Raw genomic sequence first — 24,256 nt, 5'->3', positions numbered from 1 at the left:
TCGCCAAGCCACAGCGCCTTGCGCCTTTGCCTACAACTACGCCAGAATCCGCCGGCTTGTGCGCCTTGGGTTGCGTCGGTAGTTTTGGACCTGTCACTGATGGTCAGTGATCGGGTTTAGCAGCTCGCCGAGTTAAGTCGCACAACGCGTCCATCAGACAGGAATCCCCATTCCTGCACTTGATGGTGGCTGTGCGCAGGGCGTCCTCGGACGCGCCGATTTCTTAACTCGTCGGTCTGCTAACCTGCGTACAGCTGCCTCCCAATTCGTTTAGCAGCGAACGGGTCGTGGCCTCAACCAGAGAGTTAAGACCATGGTCAAAATTACACCGAATCCTCCAGTTACAGACGAACCCACATCCCGTGCCCAGTCTGCCCGCAACAAAAAGCTCGACGACGCTGCCACCCGCGCGTTGGATTACTACCTGAAACCCAAGCCTAAGGGCGAAACGTCTGACAAGTCCGACTCTATTTTTCGGATTGATCCAGAGGTTGATTCTGAGTGTTTGCTTGCGAATCTCAGTGAGAACCTGGCTTCGGCGAATGCCATGATCAGTGATTTGGCGTTTGATCTGGATGGGTCGCGGCGGCATGTTGCGTTGGGGATTTTGCAGGTGATTGAGGTGAGTGAGCTGTTGGCGAATCGGGCTTTGGATATTGTTGAGGTGAGGTAGGGCTGCAGCTACGTGCCGCCCGGATTAAAAAAGGTCTTGCCCGGCAAGGCCTTTTTTTTGTGCTTGAAGGGCGCTTAACGCTCCCATAAATCCTAGGTCTCGAATAGCTATGCTGTTTCATACATCTGAGCTTTCATCTGCTAGCAGGGGTATGACAATTTCTATAACGCAGCAGTGGCGTTTTGCTGCTATACCTCAGTCGATCATTCGGCGCGTTGGTAATAGGAGTTCAGCGGCATGCACACCATAAGGAAAGTGGTAATTCAGAACTTTAAAAAATTCAAAACACTCACACTCGATTTCGAGCCTGGGAAGAATGTTCTGATTGGCAACAATGAGGCAGGAAAAAGCAGCATTTTGCTCGCTCTAGATCTCGCGCTAGGCGGGAGCCGCAACCGCATTGAAGCTCTGGGGGCAGAAACACTGCTCAATAAGGACTCGGTGAACACCTTCCTTGCTGGGGAGAAGAGCCTGGAGAACCTACCTGAGTTGATAGTCGACGTTTTCCTAGAGGAAGGTGATGACGAAGGCCTCTATGGAACCAATAATGCCCAGCAGCGCCAGACTGACGGTCTGCGCATGATCCTTGCGGTTATGGTCGAGTATGGCGAGGCTGTACAAGTGATCTTGGCTGACGCTCAACCAAACTTCCCTTTCGAATATTACGCGGTGCGGTTTGAAACGTTCGCCGGCAGGCCCTACGCAGCATTCAACCGACCCATTAAACACATGATGCTAGATGGTTCACGTATCGATGGCGACTACGCATCTCGTGAATACACCCGAGCTGTGTACGCTTTCAACGCCCCCGTGGAAGACCGCTATAAGCTTGAAAATCTGTATCGCCAAGGTAAGCATGCGTTTACAGGACAGCATCTGGCAGCGCTTAACGCTGACCTTCCTGCGTATCAGTTTGACGTACGTACTAGCGTCCGGTCGAATTTGGAAAGCGACCTAATTATTACTGAAGACAATATTCCGCTTGAGAACCACGGGAAGGGACGGCAGTGTTTCATCAAGACCGAGTTTGCGCTGAGCAAGCACAAACAAGGAGGCTTAGATGTAATGCTATTAGAGGAGCCTGAGAACCATCTCAGCCATTCATCCATGAAAGCACTCGTCGCCAAGCTAGCGGAGAACGAAAGCACACAGCTTTTCATAGCAACCCACAGCAGCCATATTTGCTCAAGACTTGATCTTCGGCATGCCCTTTTGATCGGCCCGAACGCAGTTGCTGGCTCACTTAAAGCTCTATCAACCGAGACCGCAGAATTTTTCATGAAGGCTCCGGACAATAATGTTCTAGAGTTCGCGCTTTCGAAGAAGGTGATCTTGGTTGAAGGTGATGCCGAATTCATCCTTGTGGAGGAGTTCTATAAGCAATGTACAAAAGGGCGTCTACCGCATGTCGATGATGTCCACATAATTTCTATTGGCGGCACCAGTTTCAAAAGGTACATGGAGCTCGCTAACCTGCTTGGAGTTCGAGTCGCAGCCATACGAGACAACGACAAGAGCTATCAGAAAAACTGTGTAGAAAACTACGTCGACTTCGCTTCGGACAATGCCAAAGTCTTTGCCGATAGAGACGATGAACGTTCAACCTTCGAAATAGGATTGCACAACGATAACGTGGAAACCTGCAAGACTGTTTTCGGGCCTGGACGAAAAACCCTTTCGCCCTTGGAATACATGCTAGCCAACAAGGCAGAAGCTGCATTTGAGCTGCTCAAGGGCAAGCCCGGTGAGCTCACCGTTCCAGCCTATATTGTGGAGGCAATCAAATGGATAAACGAGTGATGTTCGCTGTAGCAGGATCAGGTAAGACAACCTTGCTGGTGCACCGCCTGAGCTTAGAGAAACGAGCACTAATTGTCACCTACACGGACAACAACTATCGGCACTTGCGTAATAGCATCATCAAACGGTTCGGTCATGTCCCCAAAAACATAAATCTCCTAAGTTATTTCACATTCCTCCATAGCTTCTGCTATCGCCCGTTGCTGCAGGTGCACTTGGAAACTCGAGGGATCAGTTTTCGAACACCACCCCCCCGTACATTGAAACTCAAGCGCGATGATATGGCTTACTACGCTAGTAAAAGCGGAAGCTTATATCACGGCCGCTTAGCAAAGCTTGTTGAGTCCGCAGGGGCAATTCCTGACGTGATAGCGCGAATGGAGCGCTTTTACGATGAATTTTATGTCGACGAGATTCAAGACCTAGCAGGCCATGACTTCAATCTGCTGATGGCGTTGGCGAAAGCCAAGATTGAAATGCTGTTTGTGGGAGATTTTTATCAGCATACCTTCGACACTAGCCGTGATGGAAATGTGAACAGCTCTCTACACGCTGAAATCGGAAAGTACGAAAGACATTTTCAAAAGGCGGGTATCATCATCGACAAAGAAACATTGAGTCGAAGTTGGAGATGCGGCGTGACCGTGTGCGATTTTATCCGTGCGAATCTGGGGATTGATATGCGGTCACAGTATACCTATGAAACGGACATCATATCTCTGGCCAATCAAGCGGATGCTAATGCCGTGCACGCGGACGCCAGCGTCGTAAAGCTGTTCTATCAAGAGCATTACAAATACGGATGCGTGTCTAACAACTGGGGCGCAAGTAAGGGGCTAGATCACTATAACGATGTGTGCGTTGTGCTGGGTGCTACTCATTGGAAGAACTACGAAAAACTTTCGCTTGGTGAACTCCCTCCACAGACCAAAAACAAACTTTATGTTGCAATTTCACGGACGCGTGGGAAGCTGTACTTAGTACCTGAAAGGCTATTCAAATCGTTCAAAACTGTTTAAGTCGGATCGCGAGGGTTCGGATGTGAAACCTAAAAAGCATCGAATTTGTTTCTTTGGTTGAAAATAATCTGTTCTAGTTTTTGTTTGCTAAGGTTGTTAGTTTTGTTGTTGTGGTTAAATTTGAGTGTGTGGGGGGCTCGTTGCTAGCTTATTGTTTTGCCTAATGTATGAAGAATTGCTCCAGATGTTAAGCTCCACGATATGCAGTGGCTGTCGTGCCACTATCAAACTTGGCTGTTAAGTTCAACCGTTAATGATCAAGATCCTTAGTTGATTGCTGTGGCATGACGAGTTGCAGCCGCCCGAAAACTAATTCTGGACTGGTTCCGCTATCGAGTACTTGTGCTTTTTGACCGATATAAGCAATCATACAAGCTCAACAATAGCTGGAGCTCGGCAGGGTCCAGCCGTGCTCCTATAAGGTGGAAGGTATGGTATTTAGCCCGTTCAACGCAGAAGACCTAGCAGCTGCGGCGGTCGATGCTCTGAAAATGCGGGGCGACGCACGCGCAATCGCCGTGGTCGTCGCGGGTGATTGCAAAGTTGATCTATCAGGCTCGGATTTTGGGATTAATTATTGGCAGTTTTTAATTTCGCTACCCGTACAACTTTTCTATGCAATGTCAGACGACGAGCGTAAGGCAACAGAAGCCTCTATAGCTGAGGTGATTATTCCTTTCTATTCCACAACTCCGAATGACTCTTCAGAAGGAGTAATTATTGCCCCTAGGGTAGGGGAGGCGGTATATGGGTGGCGTGAAGAGGCTATGCGTTACGTGAAGGGGGATGGGGTAACAAACCAAGGTAGAGTGCGTAGCGATAATATTGCCTCACAGCAACATCAGGGGCTACTCTTTCGGTCACAAGCAGAAGTCACGCTTTTCAAGGCACTAACTAAAGCTCGGCTTCCAGTAGCACCTCTTCCAGTATTTGTTCGGATAGGAAATACTTATAATCGACTCGAGCCTGATTTTGTAGTGATTTATAAAGGGCTAACTTTTGTTGTTGAAGTTGACGGAGATACTTACCACGCTGAGTTGCCTGCAGAGGCGGACAAGCGTTTAGTCCCATTGACATATGAGGGGGTAGAAGTAAGGAGATTAGGGCAGTAGAGCTAGGCTCGGATGCTCAGGCGGACTCAGTCGTAAGAGAGTTGATCGATTTTATGGCTCGGCGTAAAGCATCCCGCTGAGCAGGCCTACACCAAAGGTTTTAATGATTAAGAAAGGAAGTTTTAAATCCCCTTCTACTTTTAATTAATGCATAATTGCACTGCTCAATGTTGTAAGGGAGTAGCGAAAATAAAAAGCATATTTATTGAGGGTTTATGTGCTCATTAAAAAAGTCATTCTTTTTTGTTTAACCTGGCTCGGACATCGGCTGGTAGAGGATCGAGCCATTCAATTTTATTTGTCTCTGAATTTAAATGAACTAGAATTATTCCATTCGACGATTCGCTTTTTGTAATCTCGCTTTCAGCTGCCGAGTTTTCAGTTAAATGATAGTCGCGGATAAAGTCAATAAATTTTTCTATGGTTTTGTCGTAATTAGAGTTCCCATTACTTTTTTCTAATAAAAGCTTCAGGGTGTGGTTGTCTTTTCCTTCTGCTACAACAGAAAAAGCCATGGAGTATGGATTTTTCTTATCGGATTTGCCCTGTGTACTCAGGATCGTTGGTTCGATCCTCGGTTGGTTTAATGTTCTCTTGGTTAATCGTTGTATGGATTTTTTAGTATGTGGTAATGGTCTTTTCCCATTTCCTTTAAAAATTCCTCGAAGTATGCTTTTCCAATAAATAGTATTATAGTTGTTGGGACTAGCCACTCTATTGCAGCATAGGGGGCCGGAGCTGGTCTGGTCTCAATATCAAAAACTAACGCCGGATGGGATATTTCTGAAGCGAAATCGTCAAATATTGCGGTCTCTATCTGGCTAATATGAGATATTCCGATTGTTGGGCGCATGATTTGCTCTTCATTAAGATGTTTAAATTAAGTGGGAGGCGGGTGGGTCTATTATTGGACAGTAAGTTTGTCTTTTTTGCGAGGTGATGATTCTATTATAATTTTATATGGTGTCTACCCGATTTTTACGCCATTTGTATAAAAGGTCGATGTGCCATCCTCAGTGTAATCGGCAATCATTACATTGAACCCTTCCGTAACCAAGTGCGTACCAATTTTATGAAGATATTCGATGTTGTCGTCCAATCGGCCTACAGATATTATTTGCTCTCCAAGGGCTGTTGCTCGGTATCCGCGTAGTTTGATGATTTTATTTTCAGTATGCCTGGCGACTAAACACTTCTTGGATGCTCTTAAAATGCGCACCCATCCATCATTTGATTTTTGCGTAGATGTATTATTTACTAGCCCGCCTGCGCTCACACCGGACAGAACTCCAAGGTTCTCTAGCTCAAGCAGCTCATCAAAAGTAATAAGCTCTACCGTTCCTCCTTCCCAGATTAAACCCTCCACCACTAGGCTTGATAGCCGCTCAATTAGTTTTGCCTCGGTTGGAGATAAGTTTCTTAAGAAGTCGAGGCTCCGAAGTGAGTATCTCCCAGGTGATTTAATCTCGCTGACTAACAGTCTGCCCCAAAGCTCTTGCATGTCATTTAAGGAAACATCTCCCACGTAGTCGCGCCACCTAAATAACCAATCCGTGTCAACTTTGCTCAGGGGCGGTTCTTGTCCATCATCGATTACGGCTTGTTCAGCATGCAAAACTGCTTTGGTAACATTAATCTCTTTTCTCAGGGCATTTATGATTTGTTGTTTTTCGGATGCGTGCGCCAGCGTTTCAAGATTTAGAGTGGGTTCCGTACGAACTAGAAGATCATTATTTTCCTTCTTTTCCATGAAGCTTATTTTTAAAGAGAAATCAGATAGATCCTTATGTCCACTTTGGATTTCTTTCACTTCGCGTTCAGCTTGAGCCAAAACCAACATCTCAGCTCGTCGAACCTCGATGTTCGCTACCCCTTCGCGACGTACTAGGCTCGGCCTAAAGATTGCACCGATGCCTTTTTCTGAAAGTGTTTCCCATATTCGAATGATTAATTTTTCACCCGGGATTTCCATGTCGCATCCTTTAGATATAGTTGCTATGTTTTTATGGTTATTTCGATAGGTCTAGGTTTATATCGCCTTGATAGTTAGTGCTACAGGCGCCTGAGATTACGAGGATGTTGATTTCGCAGGCGGCGGAGTGAATGGAATAAGAGGCTCCTGGAGTGAGGCTATACTAGGAAGTGCAGTAATCGAGCCGCTTTCCCCCGATAATAGAGGTGGTAGTGGGGGAGCGACGAGCACCTCTACTGATGTAAGTAGGGGATTCAGTAATAAAACAACATGATGCCAGCCTTTGCTTTGTGCATAAATTTTTAGCTCTCGTAACTGCCGTTTCGATAGATTGTTTTTTCTGTAATCCCAGGTCTTACCTGCTGCATGGGACTGACCGCTCTTTTTTCCAATGAATGGAGCTTGTCTGTTCAACGCGTGTGCTAGTTTATGAAATAGCGCCGGAGGCATATGGGCGTCGCCATAGGTTTCCAAAATATCAAGTACTATAGTCAAGCCCTGCGCGTAGCCTTGAAAAGCGCCGTACCCAGCTGATCTTTCGAAAGTTTTATCAATGCACTTCTCAAAAAAAGGTATAAAGCCATCGATTATTGGTGAATAATTGCTGTTGTTGACAAATGAAAGCGTTGTTTCTCTGAAATTTTTCTCATCAATAAAATTAATTACGGCGTCTTGCGGAGATTTAACCATCAGATCGCGAATGCTATGTAGCTTCCTAATTAATTCATCTTGAAATTGTCTCCGTTGGACGACAATTGGCATTAGCTCTTCGAAGAATCCTGCCAAGCCGGAAACCTCTAAAATTGTAGCTCCGTTATATCCTCGGTAAGGATCACTTTTTGGAGTGTTAACCCGAACTATCTGAATAGTCTCATTGGGGTAGCTCTTGATAACTTCGTCAAATACATTTTTTGACCAATCAAAAGCAGTTAAAACATTGTCATCACCTAGTCCATAACCTAAAAGTACTGTTGTAGATTCCTTTAGTGTCAGAGCTAGCTTTATCTGGCGATATTCATTAGGCCTGAACAGTGCGGTATAGTCTTCACGGCAAAGTACAATCTTATCCGGGTACGTACGTACGCCATGAAGATGATAGACGGGTGTGCGTCCCTTGGGGAAAACCAGTGGCTGATCCGGCCCGATTGTAATGGACTCGCCCGGCAGCAAACTCTCTATGACTAAATCGTAGTTAGTAGTTATCACCCAGGCGGGAGACAATTTGCTAATATGGTCAGCGTATACGGTTTTTTTCTGATCCGTTGGGTACCAGCAAGTCAGCTCGGCAACCTTTTCTTTCAAGGAAGACATGCTGCTTGTAATCGATAGTCCTTTTGCTTCTGAATGTTTTCGGCAAATAGAAGAGGCTATCTCCGGATAGCCCGTGCCAATTAAATTGGGATTGTCAAAATCAAATTCTATTTCAAGCTCTGTTGTAGCCTTCTGCAATAATTGCCCCCATGAAAGAGCCTCTTCACCAACTAGTTCTTTAGAAAATCCCGCGCCTATGAACAGGCATAAATTTCCATATATGCTTGATTCTGAAATGTGGGCCAGTAACTGCTGGCGGGTTGGTCCTTCAGGAAGCTCGAACATAATTCACTCCTTTGCAATTATATTTCGATCCTATACAAATTTAGGCTAGTCTCCAACCCCCTTTCATTGGCTTTTGGGTGGGAGGAGAAGCGCTTGAAAATTGCTGGTTGACCCTTGCTCTTCACTTCAGAGCGAGAAAAGCTGAATAAAACGGCTCCCTGAGCAGAGAAGAGGGGGCGCATTTATTTATTTTGCAATAGATCGGCACCGTTTCCTTTACCTTTATCCTGAAACGACAGCCGTTAGGATCCTCTATCCAAACCCGCCCACACTAGCCACAACCCCAATTCACGCTTACCATCCCACCACCTCGTATTACCGCGGCTGCTGAACCCGGTACTCACGAGGAAACAACCATGGAAAGAACCCGTAGCTGGAGACGCGCGCAATCGCGCAAGCACAATGGGCGCGAAGCGATTAGCCCGCAGGACTTCAAACCAGAAAAGAACTGGAAGCTGATCTACACCCGTGCGGACAAGCTGCACCGAGCGCGTCAGCTCGGTATGAGCTATCCCATCCGCACCACCCGCCATCTGTTGGATCAAGAGTGACTAATCTCCTGTTCGTTTGCAGTCGTAACCAATGGCGTAGCCCTACCGGGGAGGCGATCTGGCGTCGGCGCCCTGGTTTCGGTGCTCGTTCGGCGGGCACCAGCCCCAATGCACGCAAGCCTATCGGCCCAGCGGATATCCGGTGGGCCGATGTCATATTTGTGATGGAGCGCAAGCACGAGCATCGTCTACGGGCAGAGTACGCTCGGCTGCTTGAGCACAAGCGGCTGCATGTTCTGGATATTCCTGATGACTATCGCTTCATGGATCCTGAGCTAGTGGACATGCTTGAGCAGGCGGTGACGTCATACCTGTGTACTTGAGCATTCAGGGCAATCTTCACGAGCTGCTCCTTTCCTCAATGGCTAGGTGAAACGGTCACCGGTAGAAGGTTGATCCCGCCGTATTACCCCCGTTTGAGAAGCTTGGATACGCGTGTCGCAGCGAACCATGCAAATTGGCCGAAACCGACCAGCAAGCGCCTCAGTACCCGGAAACACTGTCCCAGCCGATACCGTGCAGCCCTAAGAACGCGACGCCTATCAGCCGCAGACCGTGCATCAATCAAGCACAGCTTGGTAGTCGCCAAGGCCACTTTTGCTCCGACCGCCACAGCGACAGCAAGGAAATACAGCCAACGCTGATTCTTGGCTTTGTCATGTTGGCTGACTAGCGCCGACAACTGCTTCAAGGAAGGCTTGGCACCGGCGAGCCAGGGAATGATGCATTCGCTGGCCAAGGCTACGGTGTGGCTGCTGATATTTTTGTCCACAAGTCCCGGCGGACCATCAGGATTGACCGAGCAATAGCCGCGGGGGACGTACTCGCAGGTGCTGGAGAGGGGCGATGAGCGCGAGATGGCATTAGAAAGGTACTTCACGGGGCACAGCCGTTGGTTGTACTCGTTGATCTCTGTGCGAATGGCGATCACGTCCTCATCGCTTAGGGTTCTTCTATTCGCGGCGTAGAACCCTTTGGAGTCGTCCGGTGCGTAATCCATGAAGTAGCTGGCTTCACCTTCTTTGATGTGAGTAAAGGTCCACTGTGAATCGCTGCTCCACTGGCACGACTTCAGGCTACCCAAGCCATTGGCCTTACAGTAATCATCGTAGCGCCTGATTTGGCTCAACAGGAACGCGCTGGCGTCCTGGATGCTCGCTGTCGCCTCCTTCAGCAGTGCGGTGTCTTCATTGGCGCCATTGTCCGCCACAAAGAACACCGCTGCGACCAATGCCAGCGGAAACCAGAAGTGATCTTAGAGCTGTCGGAAGCGTTCGGTGAGGTTGAGGTTGTCATAAACAAGAACCATGACACCCCATCCGGTGAGGGCGCAAAGCATCAACAGGGGAATCAGCCCGACTTCGCTGCCCAGCTTCCCAACGCCGTTGATGGTGTAACGGATGGGCAGGTAATTGATGATTGGGAAAAGGCCCAGGCAGTTCAACACACCGGGTAGGAACAAGAGCGCGAAGAAGATGAACACGCCTCGCTTTTTGCTCACGGTAAAGGCCGCTGCTGCCAGCAAGGGAATCAGCAGCAGTGACAGCATCATCAGATAGCCAAGTGTGATCACCATGGCTTCATCGGGCGACCAGTAAGTTCCGGTGATTTGCCCGGCGTCGTTACGCCCGGTGAAGGTCGATGATACGACGCCAAGACCTTCCAGGATCTGGTGCAGGTTGTAGGCAGCGCCGTGGAGAAATTTTACGTAAGGGTAGAAAAATCCCCTATTGAAATTGACATCTATTTGAGTCCTTCAATTTTTTAGTCATTCCGTGGTTACGTAGAAGAGCTGTGGATGAAATGGCTTGCATCCGGTTTAGGCGCGCAGACAGACGACGAGTTCGTCTTCGCCGTGGAAGATTGTTACAGGTCCTCGTTGCTTTGCGGTGCGCGGTTGGGAACCTTTTCGCTCCCCGTCTCTTTACCTCTAGGATTTCAGATGACACTGACAGATTTGCAACAGCTATCCGCATCTCAGAACGAACTGGTTCTTCCTTACGTGCAAGCGATGAAAGCATTGGAGCTTCTGGAGTCAGCGGGAGCATCGCTGTTGGGGTGGGAAGGTTGGCTGCGCTACCCGGACCGCAGGTTAGGGCATTCGTCCCTGCATCAAGGTGTCGATACTTCAAAGCTCAATCCGTCGGAAGCGTATCGTTTGGCTAGGGACACTATTTGTATTTCGCAAAAGGAATACGAGTCCACGTCCGCGATGGCCGATGTTCAGTTGCTTTTCTGCATTACGGTAAGTGGTTTGTAACTGGGGATCGACTCTTTACGTGCCCGAACGATCAGAAATCCTGTGTTTGGCGAGGCCTGGGAGGTTATTGAAAGCGACGGCCTCCCATGAAGCTCCATGGGCCTCTCCTCATTGGATATCTTTTAGATAATCCCTAAGTGCTATGAGGGGAGCGTCAAGCTGCTTCATTGCCCGAGCAGCGCCGAAATCCGCCGCCAAGCGACTCAGTTCCCGCCCCAAGATCGTATTGCTTCCCCCAATCGCCTCCAGCGCCAAGTCCAAGCAGTGCTGCACTTTCGCCTGGATAGCTTGGATGTCTTCTCTGCGCACCAACAACCCAAAAACCTCCCGATCACACCCGCCCATCAACGGATCATCCCGCAGAATCGGACTATGCCCCTCCGTCTCATAAGCCAGCTTCAGCGAGTAAAGAGCGACCGTTTCCAGTAGCAATTCCATGGGGTGAAGTCCTTTGTCAGCGGGTGAGGAGGGGCGGTGGGTCAACTGGGCGTTGCAAGGCGGAGCATCGGTGGGGGCTGTGACATTTTTGTGAGCGCTTTGCGCTCAAGCGGGAGCAAGCTCCCTCGCCCCGGGTTCTTCCTTGCTCCCAGGTTCTTCCTTACCACTCGCTCTTCCTCACCATGAGGTTGGGTATTCTGGGGCCGCTTCGCGGCCCAGCGGGGATAAATCCCCTCGCCACAAAGGGGAGCGGTGATTTATCCCCCCCACCACAAAAGCGGGTGGGGGATTGGTTGGGATCTGCGTTAGCCGCGAAAAACTACTTTCCTGCAGGCGAAAAAAAAGACCTTGAATTTCAAGGTCTTTCTTTAAGATGGTGCCCCGAGGGAGACTCGAACTCCCACTCCTTTCGAAAACGGATTTTGAATCCGCCGCGTCTACCAATTCCGCCATCAGGGCTCAATGGCGGCGAAGTATAGAGAGGTGCCTACCGTTGGTCAATCACGTTTCATGGTGAATTTTTGATAATTCCGCTAGACTTTCCGGCCCTGCTAGACGAACCCCATCATGCGTGTTGCTGACTTTACCTTCGAACTCCCGGATTCGCTGATCGCTCGCCACCCTCTGGCCGAGCGTCGCGCCAGTCGACTGTTGACCCTGGACGGGGTCAGCGGTGCCATGGCTCACCGTCAATTCACTGATTTGCTTGAGCATTTGCGCCCGGGCGATTTGATGGTGTTCAACAATACCCGGGTGATTCCGGCGCGGTTGTTTGGCCAGAAGGCCTCCGGCGGCAAGCTGGAGATTCTGGTGGAGCGGGTGCTGGACAGTCATCGTGTGCTGGCCCATGTGCGCTCCAGCAAGTCGCCCAAGCCGGGTTCGTCGATCCTCATCGACGGCGGCGGCGAGGCGGTGATGGTGGCGCGGCATGATGCGTTGTTCGAGCTGGAGTTTGCCGAAGAGGTGTTGCCGCTGCTCGACCGTGTCGGGCATATGCCGTTGCCTCCTTATATAGATCGTCCGGACGAAGGTTCGGACCGCGAGCGTTATCAGACCGTGTACGCCGAACGCCTGGGGGCGGTGGCGGCGCCGACGGCGGGGCTGCATTTTGATCAGCCGTTGCTGGATGCGATTGCCGCCAAGGGCGTGGAGACCGCGTTCGTGACGCTGCACGTCGGCGCTGGCACGTTCCAGCCGGTGCGGGTCGAGCGCATCGAAGACCACCACATGCACAACGAATGGCTCGAAGTCAGCCAGGAAGTGGTCGATGCAGTGGCGGCTTGTCGCGCGCGTGGCGGTCGGGTGGTGGCGGTGGGGACCACCAGCGTGCGTTCCTTGGAAAGCGCCGCCCGCGATGGCGTGCTCAAGCCGTTCAGTGGCGACACCGATATCTTTATCTACCCGGGCCGGCCGTTTCATGTGGTCGATGCCCTGGTCACCAATTTTCATTTGCCCGAATCCACGCTGTTGATGCTGGTTTCGGCGTTCGCCGGTTATCCCGAAGCCATGGCCGCCTACAAGGCCGCCGTCGAGCATGGATACCGCTTTTTCAGCTACGGTGATGCGATGTTCATCACCCGTAACCCCGCGCCACGCGGACCCGAGGAAACAGTATGAGTCGCACCTGTCGCATGTCCTTCGAGTTGCTCGCCACCGATGGCAAGGCTCGTCGCGGTCGTCTGACCTTCCCCCGCGGTACGGTGGAAACCCCCGCGTTCATGCCGGTGGGCACCTACGGCACGGTCAAGGGTATGCTGCCACGGGACATCGTCGCGACCGGCGCGGAGATCATCCTCGGCAACACCTTCCACCTGTGGTTGCGCCCGGGCACCGAGGTGATCAAGGCCCACGGTGACTTGCACGATTTCATGCAGTGGAAAGGCCCGATCCTGACCGACTCCGGCGGTTTCCAGGTGTTCAGCCTCGGTGCGATGCGCAAGATCAAGGAGGAGGGCGTGACCTTCGCCTCGCCGGTGGATGGCGCCAAGGTGTTCATGGGGCCGGAAGAGTCGATGCAGGTGCAGCGCGACCTGGGCTCGGACATTGTGATGATCTTCGACGAATGCACGCCGTACCCGGCCGATGAAGACGTGGCGCGGGTGTCCATGGAGCTGTCGTTGCGCTGGGCCCAGCGCTCCAAGAACGCCCATGGCGACAACACGGCGGCGCTGTTCGGGATCGTCCAGGGCGGCATGCACCAGGACCTGCGCATGCGCTCCCTCGAAGGCCTCGACAAGATCGGCTTCGACGGCCTGGCCATCGGCGGCCTGTCGGTGGGCGAGCCCAAGCATGAAATGATCAAGGTGCTCGATTACCTGCCGGGCCAGATGCCCGCTGACAAACCTCGTTACCTTATGGGCGTTGGCAAACCGGAAGATCTGGTTGAGGGTGTGCGCCGCGGGGTGGACATGTTCGATTGCGTGATGCCAACCCGTAATGCCCGCAATGGGCATCTGTTCATCGACACGGGCGTGCTGAAGATCCGTAACGCGTTCCATCGCCATGATGATTCGCCGCTCGATCCGACGTGCGATTGCTACACCTGCCAGAACTTCTCCCGCGCTTATCTGCATCATTTGGACAAGTGCGGCGAAATGCTCGGCAGTATGCTCAATACCATCCACAATTTGCGCCATTATCAGGTGCTTATGGCTGGTTTGCGCGAGGCTATCCAACAGGGTACATTGGCCGCCTTTGTCGAGGCCTTCTATGCCAAGCGCGGGTTGCCTGTACCGCCCTTGGACTGAGTTTTCCCGATCCTAAGATTCAATACTTGCAACTGGAGTGCTAAATGAGCTTTTTTATCTCTAATGCCATGGCTGACGCGGCTGCACCTGCTGCTGCCGGCCCAATGGGCGGCGGTTTCGAGTGGATTTTCCTGGTCGGCTTCCTGGTCATCTTCTACCTGATGATCTGGCGTCCACAGGCCAAGCGCGCCAAAGAGCAGAAAAACCTGCTGGGCAGCCTGCAGAAGGGCGACGAAGTGGTCACCACCGGCGGCATCGCGGGCAAGATCACCAAAGTGGCCGATGACTTCGTGGTTCTGGAAGTGTCCGACACTGTTGAAATGAAGTTCCAGAAGGGCGCCATCGCGGCCACGCTGCCAAAAGGCACGCTGAAAGCGATCTAAGGTTTCAAACTTCTATTCAATCGACGGGGCGCGCAAGGCGCCCCGCGTCATAAGCGGGCGGCGTGATGCTGAACAAATACCCTCTGTGGAAATATGTACTGATCCTGGCGGTGCTGGCGGTCGGTCTGATTTATTCCGCTCCCAATCTATACCCGGATGACCCGGCCATTCAGGTCAGCGGTGCAAGCACTGCGCTGGCGGTCACCCAGGCCGATCTGGATCGTGCGAGCGCTGCGCTCAAGGCTGCCGGGATCGACGTCAAGGCTGCAACCATCGCCGAAAACGGCAAGGGTGGCCTGTTGCGTCTGACCAAGGCTGAAGACCAGCTGCCGGCCAAGGACGTGGTGCGCAAAACCATGGGCGACGATTACGTCGTAGCCTTGAACCTGGCCCAGACCACTCCGCAATGGCTGCGCAAGCTCGGCGCGCACCCGATGAAGCTGGGCCTGGACTTGTCCGGCGGTGTGCACTTCCTGCTGGAAGTGGACATGGAAAAAGCCCTCGACGCGCGGATGAAAGTCTACGAAGGCGACGTCAAGAGCCTGTTGCGCAAAGAGCGCGTGCGTTATCGCAGCCTGCCGCAACTCGACGGTGCCATCCAGCTGGGCTTCAGCGATACCGATACCCGCGAGCAGGCCCGCAGCCTGATCCGCAAGAACTTCAACGATTTCGATGTTGTGCCGGCCGACCTCAATGGTCAGGCGGTGCTGCGTCTGGCGATGACCCCGGCCAAGCTGGCGGAAATCCGTGAATACTCCATCAAGCAGAACTTGACCACGGTGCGTAACCGCGTCAACGAGCTGGGTGTGGCCGAGCCAATCGTGCAGCGCCAGGGCGCCAACCGCATCGTGGTTGAGCTGCCAGGCGTGCAAGACACCGCCGAAGCCAAGCGTATCCTCGGCAAGACTGCCAACCTGGAATTCCGCCTCGGCGCTGAGCCGGGTGCTTCCAAGGCCACGACCGAAAGCTTCGAGTTCCGCGAGGGCAATCGCCCGGCGGCGCAGATCGAGCGCGGCCTGATCATCACCGGTGACCAGGTGACCGACGCCAAGGCCGGCTTCGATGAGCAGGGTCGTCCGCAGGTGAACATTCGCCTGGACGGCCACGGCGGCGAGCTGATGAGCCGCGCCACGCGCAGCAACGTCGGTCGCAGCATGGCGGTGATCTTCATCGAGCAGAAGCCGACTACCACCTACACCAAGCAAGTGGTCGACGGTGTCGAGAAAGACGTCGCGGTGCAGACCTTCAAGGAAGAAAAGAAGATCATCAGCCTGGCGACCATCCAGTCGCCGTTGGGCAGTCAGTTCCGCATCACCGGCCTGAACGGCCAGGGTGAATCCTCGGAACTGGCCCTGCTGCTGCGTGCCGGTGGCCTGGCTGCACCGATGTACTTCGCTGAAGAGCGCACCATCGGCCCGAGCCTGGGTGCCGACAACATCACCAAGGGTATCGATGCATCGCTGTGGGGCATGCTGTTCGTCTCGCTGTTCATCATCGCCATCTACCGTTTCTTCGGCATCATCGCCACCGTCGCGCTGGCGGTGAACATGGTGATGCTGCTGGCCCTGATGTCGCTGCTGGGCGCTACGCTGACCCTGCCAGGTATTGCCGGTATCGTGTTGACCATGGGTATGGCGGTGGACGCCAACGTGCTGATCTTCTCGCGGATACGTGAAGAGATCGCCGCGGGCATGACGATTCAACGTGCGATCAACGAAGGCTTCGGCCGGGCATTCACCGCGATTCTCGACGCCAACCTGACCACGTTGCTGGTCGGCGGGATTCTCTTCGCCATGGGCACCGGCCCGGTCAAGGGCTTCGCAGTGACCATGTCCCTCGGGATCTTTACCTCGATGTTCACAGCCATCATGGTGACCCGCGCAATGGTCAACCTGATCTTTGGCGGTCGTGACTTCAAGAAGTTGTGGATTTAAGGGGCTGCCATGTTACGTACAATCAACTTCATGGGCGTTCGCAACGTTGCGTTCGGCGTCACATTGTTCCTTACCGTGCTGGCGTTGTTCAGCTGGTTCCACAAGGGCCTGAACTACGGCCTGGACTTCACCGGCGGTACGCTCATCGAGCTGACCTACGAGCGTCCGGCCGATGTCACCAAGGTGCGTGAGCAGCTGGCGACCTCGGGCTATAGCGATGCCATCGTGCAGAGCTTCGGTGCGACCACCGACCTGCTGGTGCGCATGCCGGGTGAAGACCCGCAGCTGGGTCACCAGGTAGCCGAGGCCTTGCAGAAGGCTGGCGGCGACAACCCGGCGAAGGTCAAGCGCGTCGAGTTCGTCGGCCCGCAAGTGGGTGAAGAACTGCGCGACCAGGGCGGCCTCGGCATGCTGATGGCGCTGGGTGGCATCCTGATCTACCTGGCCTTCCGCTTTCAGTGGAAGTTCGCGGTGGGCGCTATCGTTTCGCTGATCCACGACGTGATCGTGACCGTGGGCATCCTGTCGTTCTTCCAGATCACCTTCGATTTGACGGTGCTGGCGGCGGTGCTGGCGATCATCGGTTATTCGCTCAACGACACCATCGTGGTGTTCGACCGGGTGCGCGAGAACTTCCGTGTGCTGCGCAAGGCGTCCTTGATCGAGAACATCAACATCTCGACCACCCAGACCCTGCTGCGGACCATGGCGACGTCGATCTCCACGTTGCTGGCGATTGCGGCGCTGCTGTTCTTTGGCGGCGACAACCTGTTCGGCTTCTCCGTCGCGCTGTTCATCGGTGTATTGGCGGGTACCTACTCGTCGATCTATATCGCCAACGTTGTGTTGATCTGGCTGAACCTGAGCACTGAGGATCTGATTCCTCCTGCAGCCGTGGAGACAGAGGTGGACGACCGTCCGTAAGGCCTGTTGCTCCTTCCGTCACTGCTGAAAAGGCGCGAGTTGAACTCGCGCCTTTTTTTATGCTCCAAGGCTGGGAGAAGCGCGGATTAATCCGCTTGTGATGCCCTGGAGGTTCAAGTGAACAAATCGATGCTGGTTGGTGCGGTATTGGGTGCTGTCGGTGTAACAGCCGGTGGTGCGGTCGCCACCTACAGCTTGGTAAAAAGTGGCCCTGAGTCTGCGCAAGTACTGGCCGTGGAGCCGGTCAAGACCCAAATCAAGACCCCGCGTGAAGTGTGCAAGGACGTTACCGTGACCCGGCAGAAGCCAGTCCAGGACCAGCACCAGATCGCCGGCACCGTGATCGGCGCCCTGGCCGGTGGCCTGTTGGGCAACCAGGTCGGTGGCGGCACCGGCAAGAAAATCGCCACCGTGGCGGGTGCGGCCGGCGGCGGTTATGCCGGTAACAAGATTCAGGAAGGGATGCAGGAGCGCGACACTTACACCACGACCCAAACGCGCTGCAACACCGTCAATGACATCAGCGACAAGGTTGTAGGCTACGACGTTCGCTACATGCTCGACGGCAAAGAAGGCAAGGTCCGCATGGACCGCGACCCGGGCAACCAAATCCCGGTGAACAAGGAAGGCCAACTGATCCTGGGCCAGAACGAACCGGCTCAGTGATCCAGCTGGTATGAAGAAGCACCCTTCGGGGTGCTTTTTTTGTGCCCGGATTTCGGACATCCCCCCCCATCCTTGTGGGAGCGGGCTTGCCCGCGAAAGCGGGGGTTCAGCTTGCCTCGATGTTCTTGGATGTAATCCATTGTGGCGAGGGAGCTTACTCCCGCTCGGTTGCGCAGCGACCGTAAAATCTTGGGGCCGCTGCGCAGTCCAGCGGGAGCAAGCTCCCTCGCCACCGGGTGTTCAATGGTGTAATCGCAGACATAAAAAAAGCACCCCGAAAGGTGCTTTTTCTGTAGCCGAGTTGCTTAGCGCTTCAGCGAAGCCGGCAAATGGGGCTGGATGGCGGTAAGTACAGCCTTGAAGCATTTGGTGTTGCCGGCAACGATGTGGCCCTTTTCAAGGAAGTCGTGACCGCCGGTGAAGTCGCTCACCAAACCGCCGGCTTCCTGGATCAGCAGGGCGCCTGCAGCCATGTCCCATTCGGACAGGCCCGATTCCCAAAACGCATCGAAACGACCCGCAGCCACATAAGCCAAGTCCAGGCTGGCGGCACCGGCGCGGCGGATACCGGCAGTCTGGCCGACCAGCGCGCGGAACATGCCCAGGTAGTTGTCCAGGTTATCCATCTGGTCATCACGGAACGGGAAGCCAGTGCCCAGCAGGGCACCGTCCAGGCTGGTACGGCCGCTGACGCGCAGGCGACGACCGTTCAACTGGGCGCCACGGCCACGACTGGCGGTGAATTCTTCCTGGCGAACCGGGTCCAGCACAACGGCGTGTTCCAGGCGACCACGGTATTTGCAGGCGATGCTGACAGCGAAGTGAGGGATGCCGCGCAGGAAGTTGGTGGTGCCGTCCAGCGGATCGATGATCCACAGGTATTCTTCGCCTTCGATGCCGGTACCGGCGTGCATGCCAGTCTCTTCACCGAGGATGGAGTGGTTCGGGTAAGCCTTGCGCAGGGCGTCGACGATTTTTTGCTCGGCGGCGCGATCAACCTCGGACACGTAGTCCTTGGCGTCTTTTTCATCGACCTTGATGGTATCCAGGCGCTCGATGGAGCGGAAGATCAGTTCACTGGCGCTGCGGGCGGCGCGCAGCGCGATATTCAGCATGGGCTGCATGGATGTGTCACCTAAGGTTGTTAAAGAAAGCCGCGCATTCTATCAGAAAGTTTTCCGAGGAGAAGGTTGGTGTTCGCTTTCATAGCTTAACGGTAGGTGCTTATGTAAGATTTGCTCCCTTTATCGTGTTCGAGAGCGCCTCCCTTGTTGCAGAACATTCGTGTCGTCCTGGTCAATACCAGCCATCCGGGTAACATCGGCGGAGCGGCGCGGGCCATGAAGAACATGGGCTTGTCGCGGCTGGTGCTGGTCGAACCGCGCCTGTTTCCCCATCACGAAGCCGACGCCCGTGCCTCCGGCGCCGGTGACATCCTGGCCAACGCTCAGGTCGTCGCCACCTTGGAAGACGCCCTGGTGGGTTGCAACCTGGTGCTTGGCACCAGCGCCCGCGACCGCCGCATCCCCTGGCCGCTGCTCGACCCCCGCGAATGCGGCACGAAAGTGGTCGAGGAGGCCGCGCAGGGCTTCGAGATTGCCCTGGTGTTCGGCCGTGAAGACTCCGGCCTGACCAACGACGAGCTGCAGCGATGTCACTTTCACGTGCATATCCCTTCCGACCCTGAGTTCAGTTCCTTGAACCTCGGGGCGGCGGTGCAGGTGTTGAGCTATGAAGTGCGCATGGCCTGGCTGGCAGCCGAAGGCAAGCCCAGCAAGGTCGAAAAAACCGAGGTCACGTCGCCGCGCAGTGAGACACTGGCGACCATGGACGAACTGGAGCGATTCTTTGAGCACCTGGAGCAGACCCTGGTGGACATCGAGTTCCTCGACCCGGAAAAGCCGCGACATTTGATGGCGCGCCTGCGTCGGTTGTACGGACGAAGCTCGGTCAGCCGGGCGGAGATGAATATATTGCGCGGCATCCTCACGGAAACCCAGAAGGCGGCCCGTGGCGAGCTGATTAAGCGGAAGAAATAAAATGTTCGAACGTTTGCGTGAAGATATCCAAAGCGTTTTCCATCGTGACCCGGCGGCGCGCAATGCCTTTGAGGTGCTGACCTGCTATCCGGGTATGCACGCGATCTGGATCCATCGCCTGTCTGGCGCCTTGTGGAATATGGGCTGGAAGTGGCTGGCGCGGCTGGTCTCGAACTTCGGTCGCTGGCTGACCGGCATCGAGATTCATCCAGGCGCCAAGGTCGGTCGTCGGTTCTTCATCGACCACGGCATGGGCATCGTCATTGGAGAAACCGCCGAAATTGGCGATGACGTGACCCTGTACCAGGGCGTGACCCTCGGCGGCACCAGTTGGAACAAAGGCAAGCGCCACCCGACCCTGGAAGACGGTGTGGTGGTGGGCGCGGGCGCCAAGGTGCTCGGTCCGTTCACCGTCGGCGCTGGGGCGAAAGTCGGTTCCAATGCTGTGGTCACCAAGGCTGTGCCGCCCGGCGCGACCGTGGTGGGCATTCCGGGGCGAATCATTGTCAAGTCCGATGATGAGCAAGACGCCCGGCGCAAGGCCATGGCCGAGAAAATCGGCTTCGATGCCTACGGTGTTGGCGAAGACATGCCCGACCCGGTCGCTCGCGCCATCAATCAATTGCTCGATCACCTGCAGGCCGTCGATGGGCGCCTGGAAGGGATGTGCGGCGCCCTCAAGGACTTGGGCAGTAATTACTGCGCCAAAGACCTGCCTGAACTGCGCGAGGAAGATTTTGCGTGTGTGAAGGACAAGGATGAAAGCCAGGCCAGCTGAAACCCTGCTGGCCTCATCGCGAGCAAGCTCGCTCCCACATTGGATCTGCGTGGTACATGAGTTGTGTTCTCGCCAGAGATCCCTGTGGGAGCGGGCTTGCCCGCGAAGAACGATAACGCGGTATAGCTGGTCGTTAGTCGCCTACCTTTGATATCATGCGCGCGCTCTTTCGCGGGTAAACCCGAGTAATGCGCTAGGTCTTATACTTGACTTAAATACTCGGGAATTGCATACTCGCCTCCATTCCGAAACTCCGTGGTAATTGTCCATGCGACTGACTACAAAAGGCCGATACGCCGTGACCGCGATGCTGGATCTTGCATTGCATGCGCAGCACGGGCCGGTGTCCCTGGCCGATATCTCCGAGCGCCAGGGCATTTCCCTGTCTTACCTTGAACAGCTGTTCGCCAAGCTGCGCCGCAGCAACCTGGTCTCCAGCGTTCGCGGTCCCGGTGGCGGCTACCAGCTGTCGCGTGACATGCAGGGCATCCAGGTCGCCCAGGTGATCGATGCCGTAAACGAATCGGTCGATGCGACCAAATGCCAGGGCCTTGGCGACTGCCATGGCGGCGATACTTGCCTGACCCACCACTTGTGGTGCGACCTCAGCCTGCAGATCCACGAATTTCTGAGCGGTATCAGCTTGGCTGACCTTGTAACTCGCCGTGAGGTGCAAGAAGTAGCCCAGCGTCAGGACCAGCGCCGTTGCAACAGCAAGGCGCCGCACCTGGACAAGATTGAAGCGTCCGCCGTCGAATGACTGCCGCAGAGCAAGCGGAACGCCAGCCAGCCTGATTTAGGAGAGAGTCCATGAAATTGCCGATTTACCTTGATTACTCTGCGACCACCCCGGTTGATCCGCGTGTCGCGCAAAAAATGAGCGAATGCCTGCTGGTCGACGGGAACTTCGGTAACCCGGCGTCCCGCTCCCACGTATTTGGCTGGAAGGCTGAAGAGTCGGTCGAAAACGCGCGTCGCCAAGTCGCTGACCTGGTCAACGCCGACCCGCGTGAAATCGTCTGGACCTCTGGTGCCACCGAGTCCGACAACCTGGCCATCAAGGGTGTCGCGCACTTCTACCACACCAAGGGCAAGCACCTGATCACCTCCAAGGTCGAGCACAAGGCTGTCCTGGACACCATGCGCCAACTGGAGCGTGAAGGCTTCGAAGTCACCTACATCGAGCCGGGCGAAGACGGCCTGATCACCCCAGCCATGATCGAAGCCGCGCTGCGCGACGATACGATCCTGGTTTCGATCATGCACGTGAACAACGAAATCGGCACCATCAACGACATCGAAGCCATTGGCGAGCTGACCCGCTCCAAAGGCGTCCTGTTCCACGTCGATGCGGCCCAGTCCACTGGCAAGGTCGACATCGACCTGTCCAAGCTCAAAGTCGACCTGATGTCGTTCTCGGCACACAAGACCTACGGCCCTAAAGGCATCGGCGCGCTGTACGTGAGCCGCAAGCCGCGTGTTCGCATCGAAGCGACCATGCACGGTGGCGGTCACGAACGTGGCATGCGCTCCGGCACCCTGGCGACCCACCAGATCGTCGGCATGGGCGAAGCCTTCCGCGTAGCCAAGGAAGACATGGCTGCCGAAAACGTGCGCATCAAGGCCTTGAGCGACCGTTTCTTCAAGCAGGTCGAGCACCTCGAAGAGCTCTACGTCAACGGCAGCATGATCGCCCGCGTACCGCACAACCTGAACCTGAGCTTCAACTACGTTGAAGGCGAGTCGCTGATCATGGCGCTCAAGGATCTGGCCGTGTCGTCCGGTTCGGCCTGCACCTCGGCATCGCTGGAGCCTTCCTACGTATTGCGCGCCCTGGGCCGCAACGACGAATTGGCGCACAGTTCGATCCGCTTCACCTTCGGCCGCTTCACCACCGAAGAAGAAATCGATTACGCCGCGCAGAAAGTCTGCGAGGCCGTTACCAAGCTGCGCGCTCTGTCGCCGCTGTGGGACATGTACAAAGACGGCGTCGACATTTCGAAAATCGAATGGGCGGCGCACTGAGAAGTCGCCACCAGAGCGACTCCACTGATGAGGATTGAAGCAAATGGCATATAGCGAAAAGGTCATCGACCACTACGAGAACCCGCGCAACGTCGGCAAGATGGACGCGCAGGATCCTGATGTCGGCACCGGCATGGTCGGCGCCCCGGCGTGCGGCGACGTGATGCGCCTGCAGATCAAGGTCAACGAGCAAGGCATCATCGAAGACGCCAAGTTCAAGACCTACGGCTGCGGTTCCGCCATTGCGTCCAGCTCCCTGGCCACCGAGTGGATGAAGGGCAAGACCCTTGATGAAGCCGAAACCATCAAGAACACCCAGCTGGCCGAAGAACTGGCCCTGCCGCCAGTGAAGATCCACTGCTCGGTACTCGCTGAAGACGCCATCAAGGCTGCCGTTCGCGATTACAAGCAGAAGAAAGGCTTGATCTGATCCGCGTAACGGTAAGGAGTTTCCATGGCTATCCAGATGACAGAAGCGGCAGCTAACCATATCCAGCGCTCCCTTGCAGGGCGCGGCAAGGGCGAGGGTATCCGCCTGGGTGTTCGCACCACGGGCTGCTCTGGCCTTGCCTATGTGCTGGAATTCGTCGACGAAGTGGGCGAAGACGATCAGGTATTCGAAAGTCATGGTCAGAAAGTGATCATCGACCCGAAAAGCCTGACGTACCTGGACGGCACTGAACTGGATTTCGTCAAGGAAGGGTTGAACGAAGGCTTCAAGTTCAACAACCCCAACGTGCGCGGTGAATGTGGCTGCGGCGAAAGCTTCAACATCTGAGGCAGCTTGTGGGTACTCCTTGTCATTTTGCGTTGTTCCAGTTGCAGCCTGCTTTCCAGCTGGACCTCGACCAGTTGTCGGCGCGTTACCTGGAATTGGCCCGTGGTGTCCACCCGGACCGTTTTGCCGATGCCTCCGAAGCTGAGCAGCGGCGGGCGCTTGAGCAGTCGGCGAACCTCAACGAGGCCTACCAGACACTCAAGCACCCGGCCAAGCGCGCGCGCTACCTGCTCGCCATCAGCGGTCATGAGTTGCCTCTGGAGGTCACGGTCCACGATCCCGAGTTTCTTTTGCAGCAGATGCAATGGCGCGAAGAACTCGAGGACCTGCAGGACAGCGCCGACCTGGCCGGTGTCGCGGTATTCAAGCGGCGCTTGAAAGACGCCCAGCAAGAACTGAACGAAAGCTTCGCAGCCTGCTGGAACGATGCCGCGCAACGCGAACAGGCCGAACGCCTGATGCGGCGCATGCAGTTCCTCGACAAGCTCACCTACGAAGTGCGCCAGCTCGAAGAGCGCCTCGACGATTAACCCAGTGCCGCTCCGGTCGCACGCCTGATTA

General features: G+C 54.7%; 28 protein-coding genes and 1 tRNA gene. 20 read left to right on the top strand and 9 right to left on the bottom strand.

Translation table 11 applies throughout. From position 1 onward, the window contains the following. Positions 1-313 precede the first annotated feature (313 nt). The 4 genes from PFLQ2_RS28165 (at position 314) to PFLQ2_RS05735 (ending at position 4,604) form a co-directional block, all read left to right on the top strand. Complete coding sequence (locus PFLQ2_RS28165) at positions 314-673, top strand: DUF6124 family protein (RefSeq protein ID WP_033046259.1); 360 nt, start codon at positions 314-316, stop codon at positions 671-673. A 237-nt stretch (positions 674-910) separates the two neighbouring features. After that, positions 911-2,473 carry an ATP-dependent nuclease gene (locus PFLQ2_RS05725; RefSeq protein WP_003185201.1) on the top strand — a complete coding sequence of 521 codons (1,563 nt, stop codon included), beginning with the start codon at positions 911-913 and terminating at the stop codon, positions 2,471-2,473. Next, complete coding sequence (locus PFLQ2_RS05730; protein ID WP_003185199.1) at positions 2,458-3,492, top strand: AAA family ATPase; 1,035 nt, start codon at positions 2,458-2,460, stop codon at positions 3,490-3,492. Before PFLQ2_RS05725 ends, PFLQ2_RS05730 begins: the two co-directional genes overlap by 16 nt. Positions 3,493-3,923: 431 nt before the next feature. Further along, positions 3,924-4,604, top strand: coding sequence for a hypothetical protein (locus PFLQ2_RS05735; protein WP_003185196.1), 681 nt, complete (start codon positions 3,924-3,926; stop codon positions 4,602-4,604). 233 nt (positions 4,605-4,837) lie between these two features. Here the strand turns inward: PFLQ2_RS05735 and PFLQ2_RS30120 are convergent, their stop codons facing one another. From PFLQ2_RS30120 to PFLQ2_RS29080, 4 genes are all read right to left on the bottom strand, one after another. Next, positions 4,838-5,119: a hypothetical protein gene (locus PFLQ2_RS30120; protein ID WP_003185194.1), complete on the bottom strand. Its 282-nt coding sequence runs from the start codon at positions 5,117-5,119 to the stop codon at positions 4,838-4,840. Between the two features lie 83 nt (positions 5,120-5,202). Then, positions 5,203-5,457 carry a hypothetical protein gene (locus PFLQ2_RS30115; protein WP_152632822.1) on the bottom strand — a complete coding sequence of 85 codons (255 nt, stop codon included), beginning with the start codon at positions 5,455-5,457 and terminating at the stop codon, positions 5,203-5,205. A 114-nt stretch (positions 5,458-5,571) separates the two neighbouring features. Then, positions 5,572-6,576 carry a DUF2806 domain-containing protein gene (locus PFLQ2_RS05740; RefSeq protein WP_003185193.1) on the bottom strand — a complete coding sequence of 335 codons (1,005 nt, stop codon included), beginning with the start codon at positions 6,574-6,576 and terminating at the stop codon, positions 5,572-5,574. Between the two features lie 96 nt (positions 6,577-6,672). Further along, a complete protein-coding gene (locus PFLQ2_RS29080) occupies positions 6,673-8,172 on the bottom strand; it encodes an SIR2 family NAD-dependent protein deacylase (RefSeq protein WP_003185192.1) in 1,500 nt (499 codons plus the stop codon). A gap of 356 nt (positions 8,173-8,528) precedes the next feature. Between PFLQ2_RS29080 and PFLQ2_RS05745 the strand changes: the two genes are divergently transcribed. Together PFLQ2_RS05745 and PFLQ2_RS30915 are read left to right on the top strand one after the other, a co-directional pair. Further along, positions 8,529-8,723, top strand: a complete 195-nt coding sequence (locus PFLQ2_RS05745; protein ID WP_003185191.1) for a hypothetical protein — start codon at positions 8,529-8,531, stop codon at positions 8,721-8,723. Then, positions 8,720-9,046 (top strand): low molecular weight protein tyrosine phosphatase family protein, encoded by a 327-nt coding sequence (locus tag PFLQ2_RS30915; RefSeq protein WP_003185190.1) that lies wholly within the window; start codon positions 8,720-8,722, stop codon positions 9,044-9,046. The genes PFLQ2_RS05745 and PFLQ2_RS30915 overlap by 4 nt, the downstream gene beginning before the upstream one ends. Before the next feature lie 83 nt (positions 9,047-9,129). On the opposite strand, the gene PFLQ2_RS28385 is transcribed toward PFLQ2_RS30915, so the two are convergent. Together PFLQ2_RS28385 and PFLQ2_RS05755 are read right to left on the bottom strand one after the other, a co-directional pair. After that, on the bottom strand, positions 9,130-9,933 hold the full coding sequence (locus PFLQ2_RS28385; protein WP_152632820.1) for a hypothetical protein: 804 nt from the start codon (positions 9,931-9,933) through the stop codon (positions 9,130-9,132). 45 nt (positions 9,934-9,978) lie between these two features. Further along, positions 9,979-10,299: a hypothetical protein gene (locus tag PFLQ2_RS05755; RefSeq protein WP_003185185.1), complete on the bottom strand. Its 321-nt coding sequence runs from the start codon at positions 10,297-10,299 to the stop codon at positions 9,979-9,981. Positions 10,300-10,521: 222 nt separating this feature from the next. Between PFLQ2_RS05755 and PFLQ2_RS28155 the strand changes: the two genes are divergently transcribed. Beyond that, positions 10,522-10,983, top strand: a complete 462-nt coding sequence (locus tag PFLQ2_RS28155; protein ID WP_003185184.1) for a hypothetical protein — start codon at positions 10,522-10,524, stop codon at positions 10,981-10,983. 108 nt (positions 10,984-11,091) lie between these two features. Here the strand turns inward: PFLQ2_RS28155 and PFLQ2_RS05760 are convergent, their stop codons facing one another. Both PFLQ2_RS05760 and PFLQ2_RS05765 read right to left on the bottom strand, forming a co-directional pair. Further along, positions 11,092-11,421, bottom strand: coding sequence for a hypothetical protein (locus PFLQ2_RS05760; RefSeq protein ID WP_003185181.1), 330 nt, complete (start codon positions 11,419-11,421; stop codon positions 11,092-11,094). A gap of 374 nt (positions 11,422-11,795) precedes the next feature. After that, positions 11,796-11,880, bottom strand: a tRNA-Leu gene (locus tag PFLQ2_RS05765). A 108-nt stretch (positions 11,881-11,988) separates the two neighbouring features. Between PFLQ2_RS05765 and queA the strand changes: the two genes are divergently transcribed. The 6 genes from queA to PFLQ2_RS05795 all read left to right on the top strand — a co-directional run bounded on the left by queA (position 11,989) and on the right by PFLQ2_RS05795 (position 18,075). Then, positions 11,989-13,038 (top strand): tRNA preQ1(34) S-adenosylmethionine ribosyltransferase-isomerase QueA, encoded by a 1,050-nt coding sequence (gene queA, locus PFLQ2_RS05770; RefSeq protein ID WP_003185179.1) that lies wholly within the window; start codon positions 11,989-11,991, stop codon positions 13,036-13,038. A 14-nt stretch (positions 13,039-13,052) separates the two neighbouring features. Beyond that, a complete protein-coding gene (gene tgt, locus PFLQ2_RS05775) occupies positions 13,053-14,168 on the top strand; it encodes a tRNA guanosine(34) transglycosylase Tgt (RefSeq protein ID WP_192814269.1) in 1,116 nt (371 codons plus the stop codon). Positions 14,169-14,212: 44 nt separating this feature from the next. Continuing rightward, complete coding sequence (gene yajC, locus PFLQ2_RS05780) at positions 14,213-14,551, top strand: preprotein translocase subunit YajC (RefSeq protein ID WP_003185175.1); 339 nt, start codon at positions 14,213-14,215, stop codon at positions 14,549-14,551. A 65-nt stretch (positions 14,552-14,616) separates the two neighbouring features. Then, the gene (gene secD, locus PFLQ2_RS05785) at positions 14,617-16,485 is read left to right on the top strand and encodes a protein translocase subunit SecD (protein WP_003185171.1); all 1,869 of its coding nucleotides are present in this window, start codon (positions 14,617-14,619) and stop codon (positions 16,483-16,485) included. 9 nt (positions 16,486-16,494) lie between these two features. Further along, a complete protein-coding gene (gene secF / locus PFLQ2_RS05790) occupies positions 16,495-17,409 on the top strand; it encodes a protein translocase subunit SecF (RefSeq protein ID WP_003185169.1) in 915 nt (304 codons plus the stop codon). A gap of 117 nt (positions 17,410-17,526) precedes the next feature. After that, entirely contained in the window at positions 17,527-18,075 is a 549-nt protein-coding gene (locus tag PFLQ2_RS05795; protein ID WP_003185167.1) for a glycine zipper 2TM domain-containing protein, read from the top strand. Positions 18,076-18,380: 305 nt separating this feature from the next. On the opposite strand, the gene suhB is transcribed toward PFLQ2_RS05795, so the two are convergent. Next, a complete protein-coding gene (gene suhB / locus PFLQ2_RS05800; RefSeq protein ID WP_003185165.1) occupies positions 18,381-19,199 on the bottom strand; it encodes a type III secretion system regulator SuhB in 819 nt (272 codons plus the stop codon). Between the two features lie 144 nt (positions 19,200-19,343). Between suhB and trmJ the strand changes: the two genes are divergently transcribed. The 7 genes from trmJ to hscB all read left to right on the top strand — a co-directional run bounded on the left by trmJ (position 19,344) and on the right by hscB (position 24,225). Further along, positions 19,344-20,114, top strand: coding sequence for a tRNA (cytosine(32)/uridine(32)-2'-O)-methyltransferase TrmJ (gene trmJ / locus PFLQ2_RS05805; RefSeq protein WP_003185164.1), 771 nt, complete (start codon positions 19,344-19,346; stop codon positions 20,112-20,114). Between the two features lies 1 nt (position 20,115). Continuing rightward, positions 20,116-20,892 carry a serine O-acetyltransferase gene (cysE, locus tag PFLQ2_RS05810; RefSeq protein ID WP_003185162.1) on the top strand — a complete coding sequence of 259 codons (777 nt, stop codon included), beginning with the start codon at positions 20,116-20,118 and terminating at the stop codon, positions 20,890-20,892. 268 nt (positions 20,893-21,160) lie between these two features. Continuing rightward, positions 21,161-21,652, top strand: a complete 492-nt coding sequence (gene iscR, locus PFLQ2_RS05815; protein WP_003185160.1) for a Fe-S cluster assembly transcriptional regulator IscR — start codon at positions 21,161-21,163, stop codon at positions 21,650-21,652. A gap of 50 nt (positions 21,653-21,702) precedes the next feature. Continuing rightward, positions 21,703-22,917, top strand: coding sequence for an IscS subfamily cysteine desulfurase (locus PFLQ2_RS05820; RefSeq protein WP_003185159.1), 1,215 nt, complete (start codon positions 21,703-21,705; stop codon positions 22,915-22,917). Between the two features lie 43 nt (positions 22,918-22,960). Then, positions 22,961-23,347, top strand: coding sequence for a Fe-S cluster assembly scaffold IscU (iscU, locus tag PFLQ2_RS05825; RefSeq protein WP_003185157.1), 387 nt, complete (start codon positions 22,961-22,963; stop codon positions 23,345-23,347). 24 nt (positions 23,348-23,371) lie between these two features. Further along, positions 23,372-23,695 carry an iron-sulfur cluster assembly protein IscA gene (gene iscA / locus PFLQ2_RS05830; RefSeq protein WP_003185155.1) on the top strand — a complete coding sequence of 108 codons (324 nt, stop codon included), beginning with the start codon at positions 23,372-23,374 and terminating at the stop codon, positions 23,693-23,695. Between the two features lie 8 nt (positions 23,696-23,703). After that, positions 23,704-24,225 (top strand): co-chaperone HscB, encoded by a 522-nt coding sequence (gene hscB / locus PFLQ2_RS05835; protein WP_003185153.1) that lies wholly within the window; start codon positions 23,704-23,706, stop codon positions 24,223-24,225. Positions 24,226-24,256: the final 31 nt, after the last annotated feature.

Source organism: Pseudomonas fluorescens Q2-87 (genome assembly GCF_000281895.1).
Lineage (GTDB): Bacteria > Pseudomonadota > Gammaproteobacteria > Pseudomonadales > Pseudomonadaceae > Aquipseudomonas > Aquipseudomonas fluorescens_S.
Note: the sequence above shows the minus strand (reverse complement) of the source record. Positions and strands in the feature narration are given on the sequence as shown.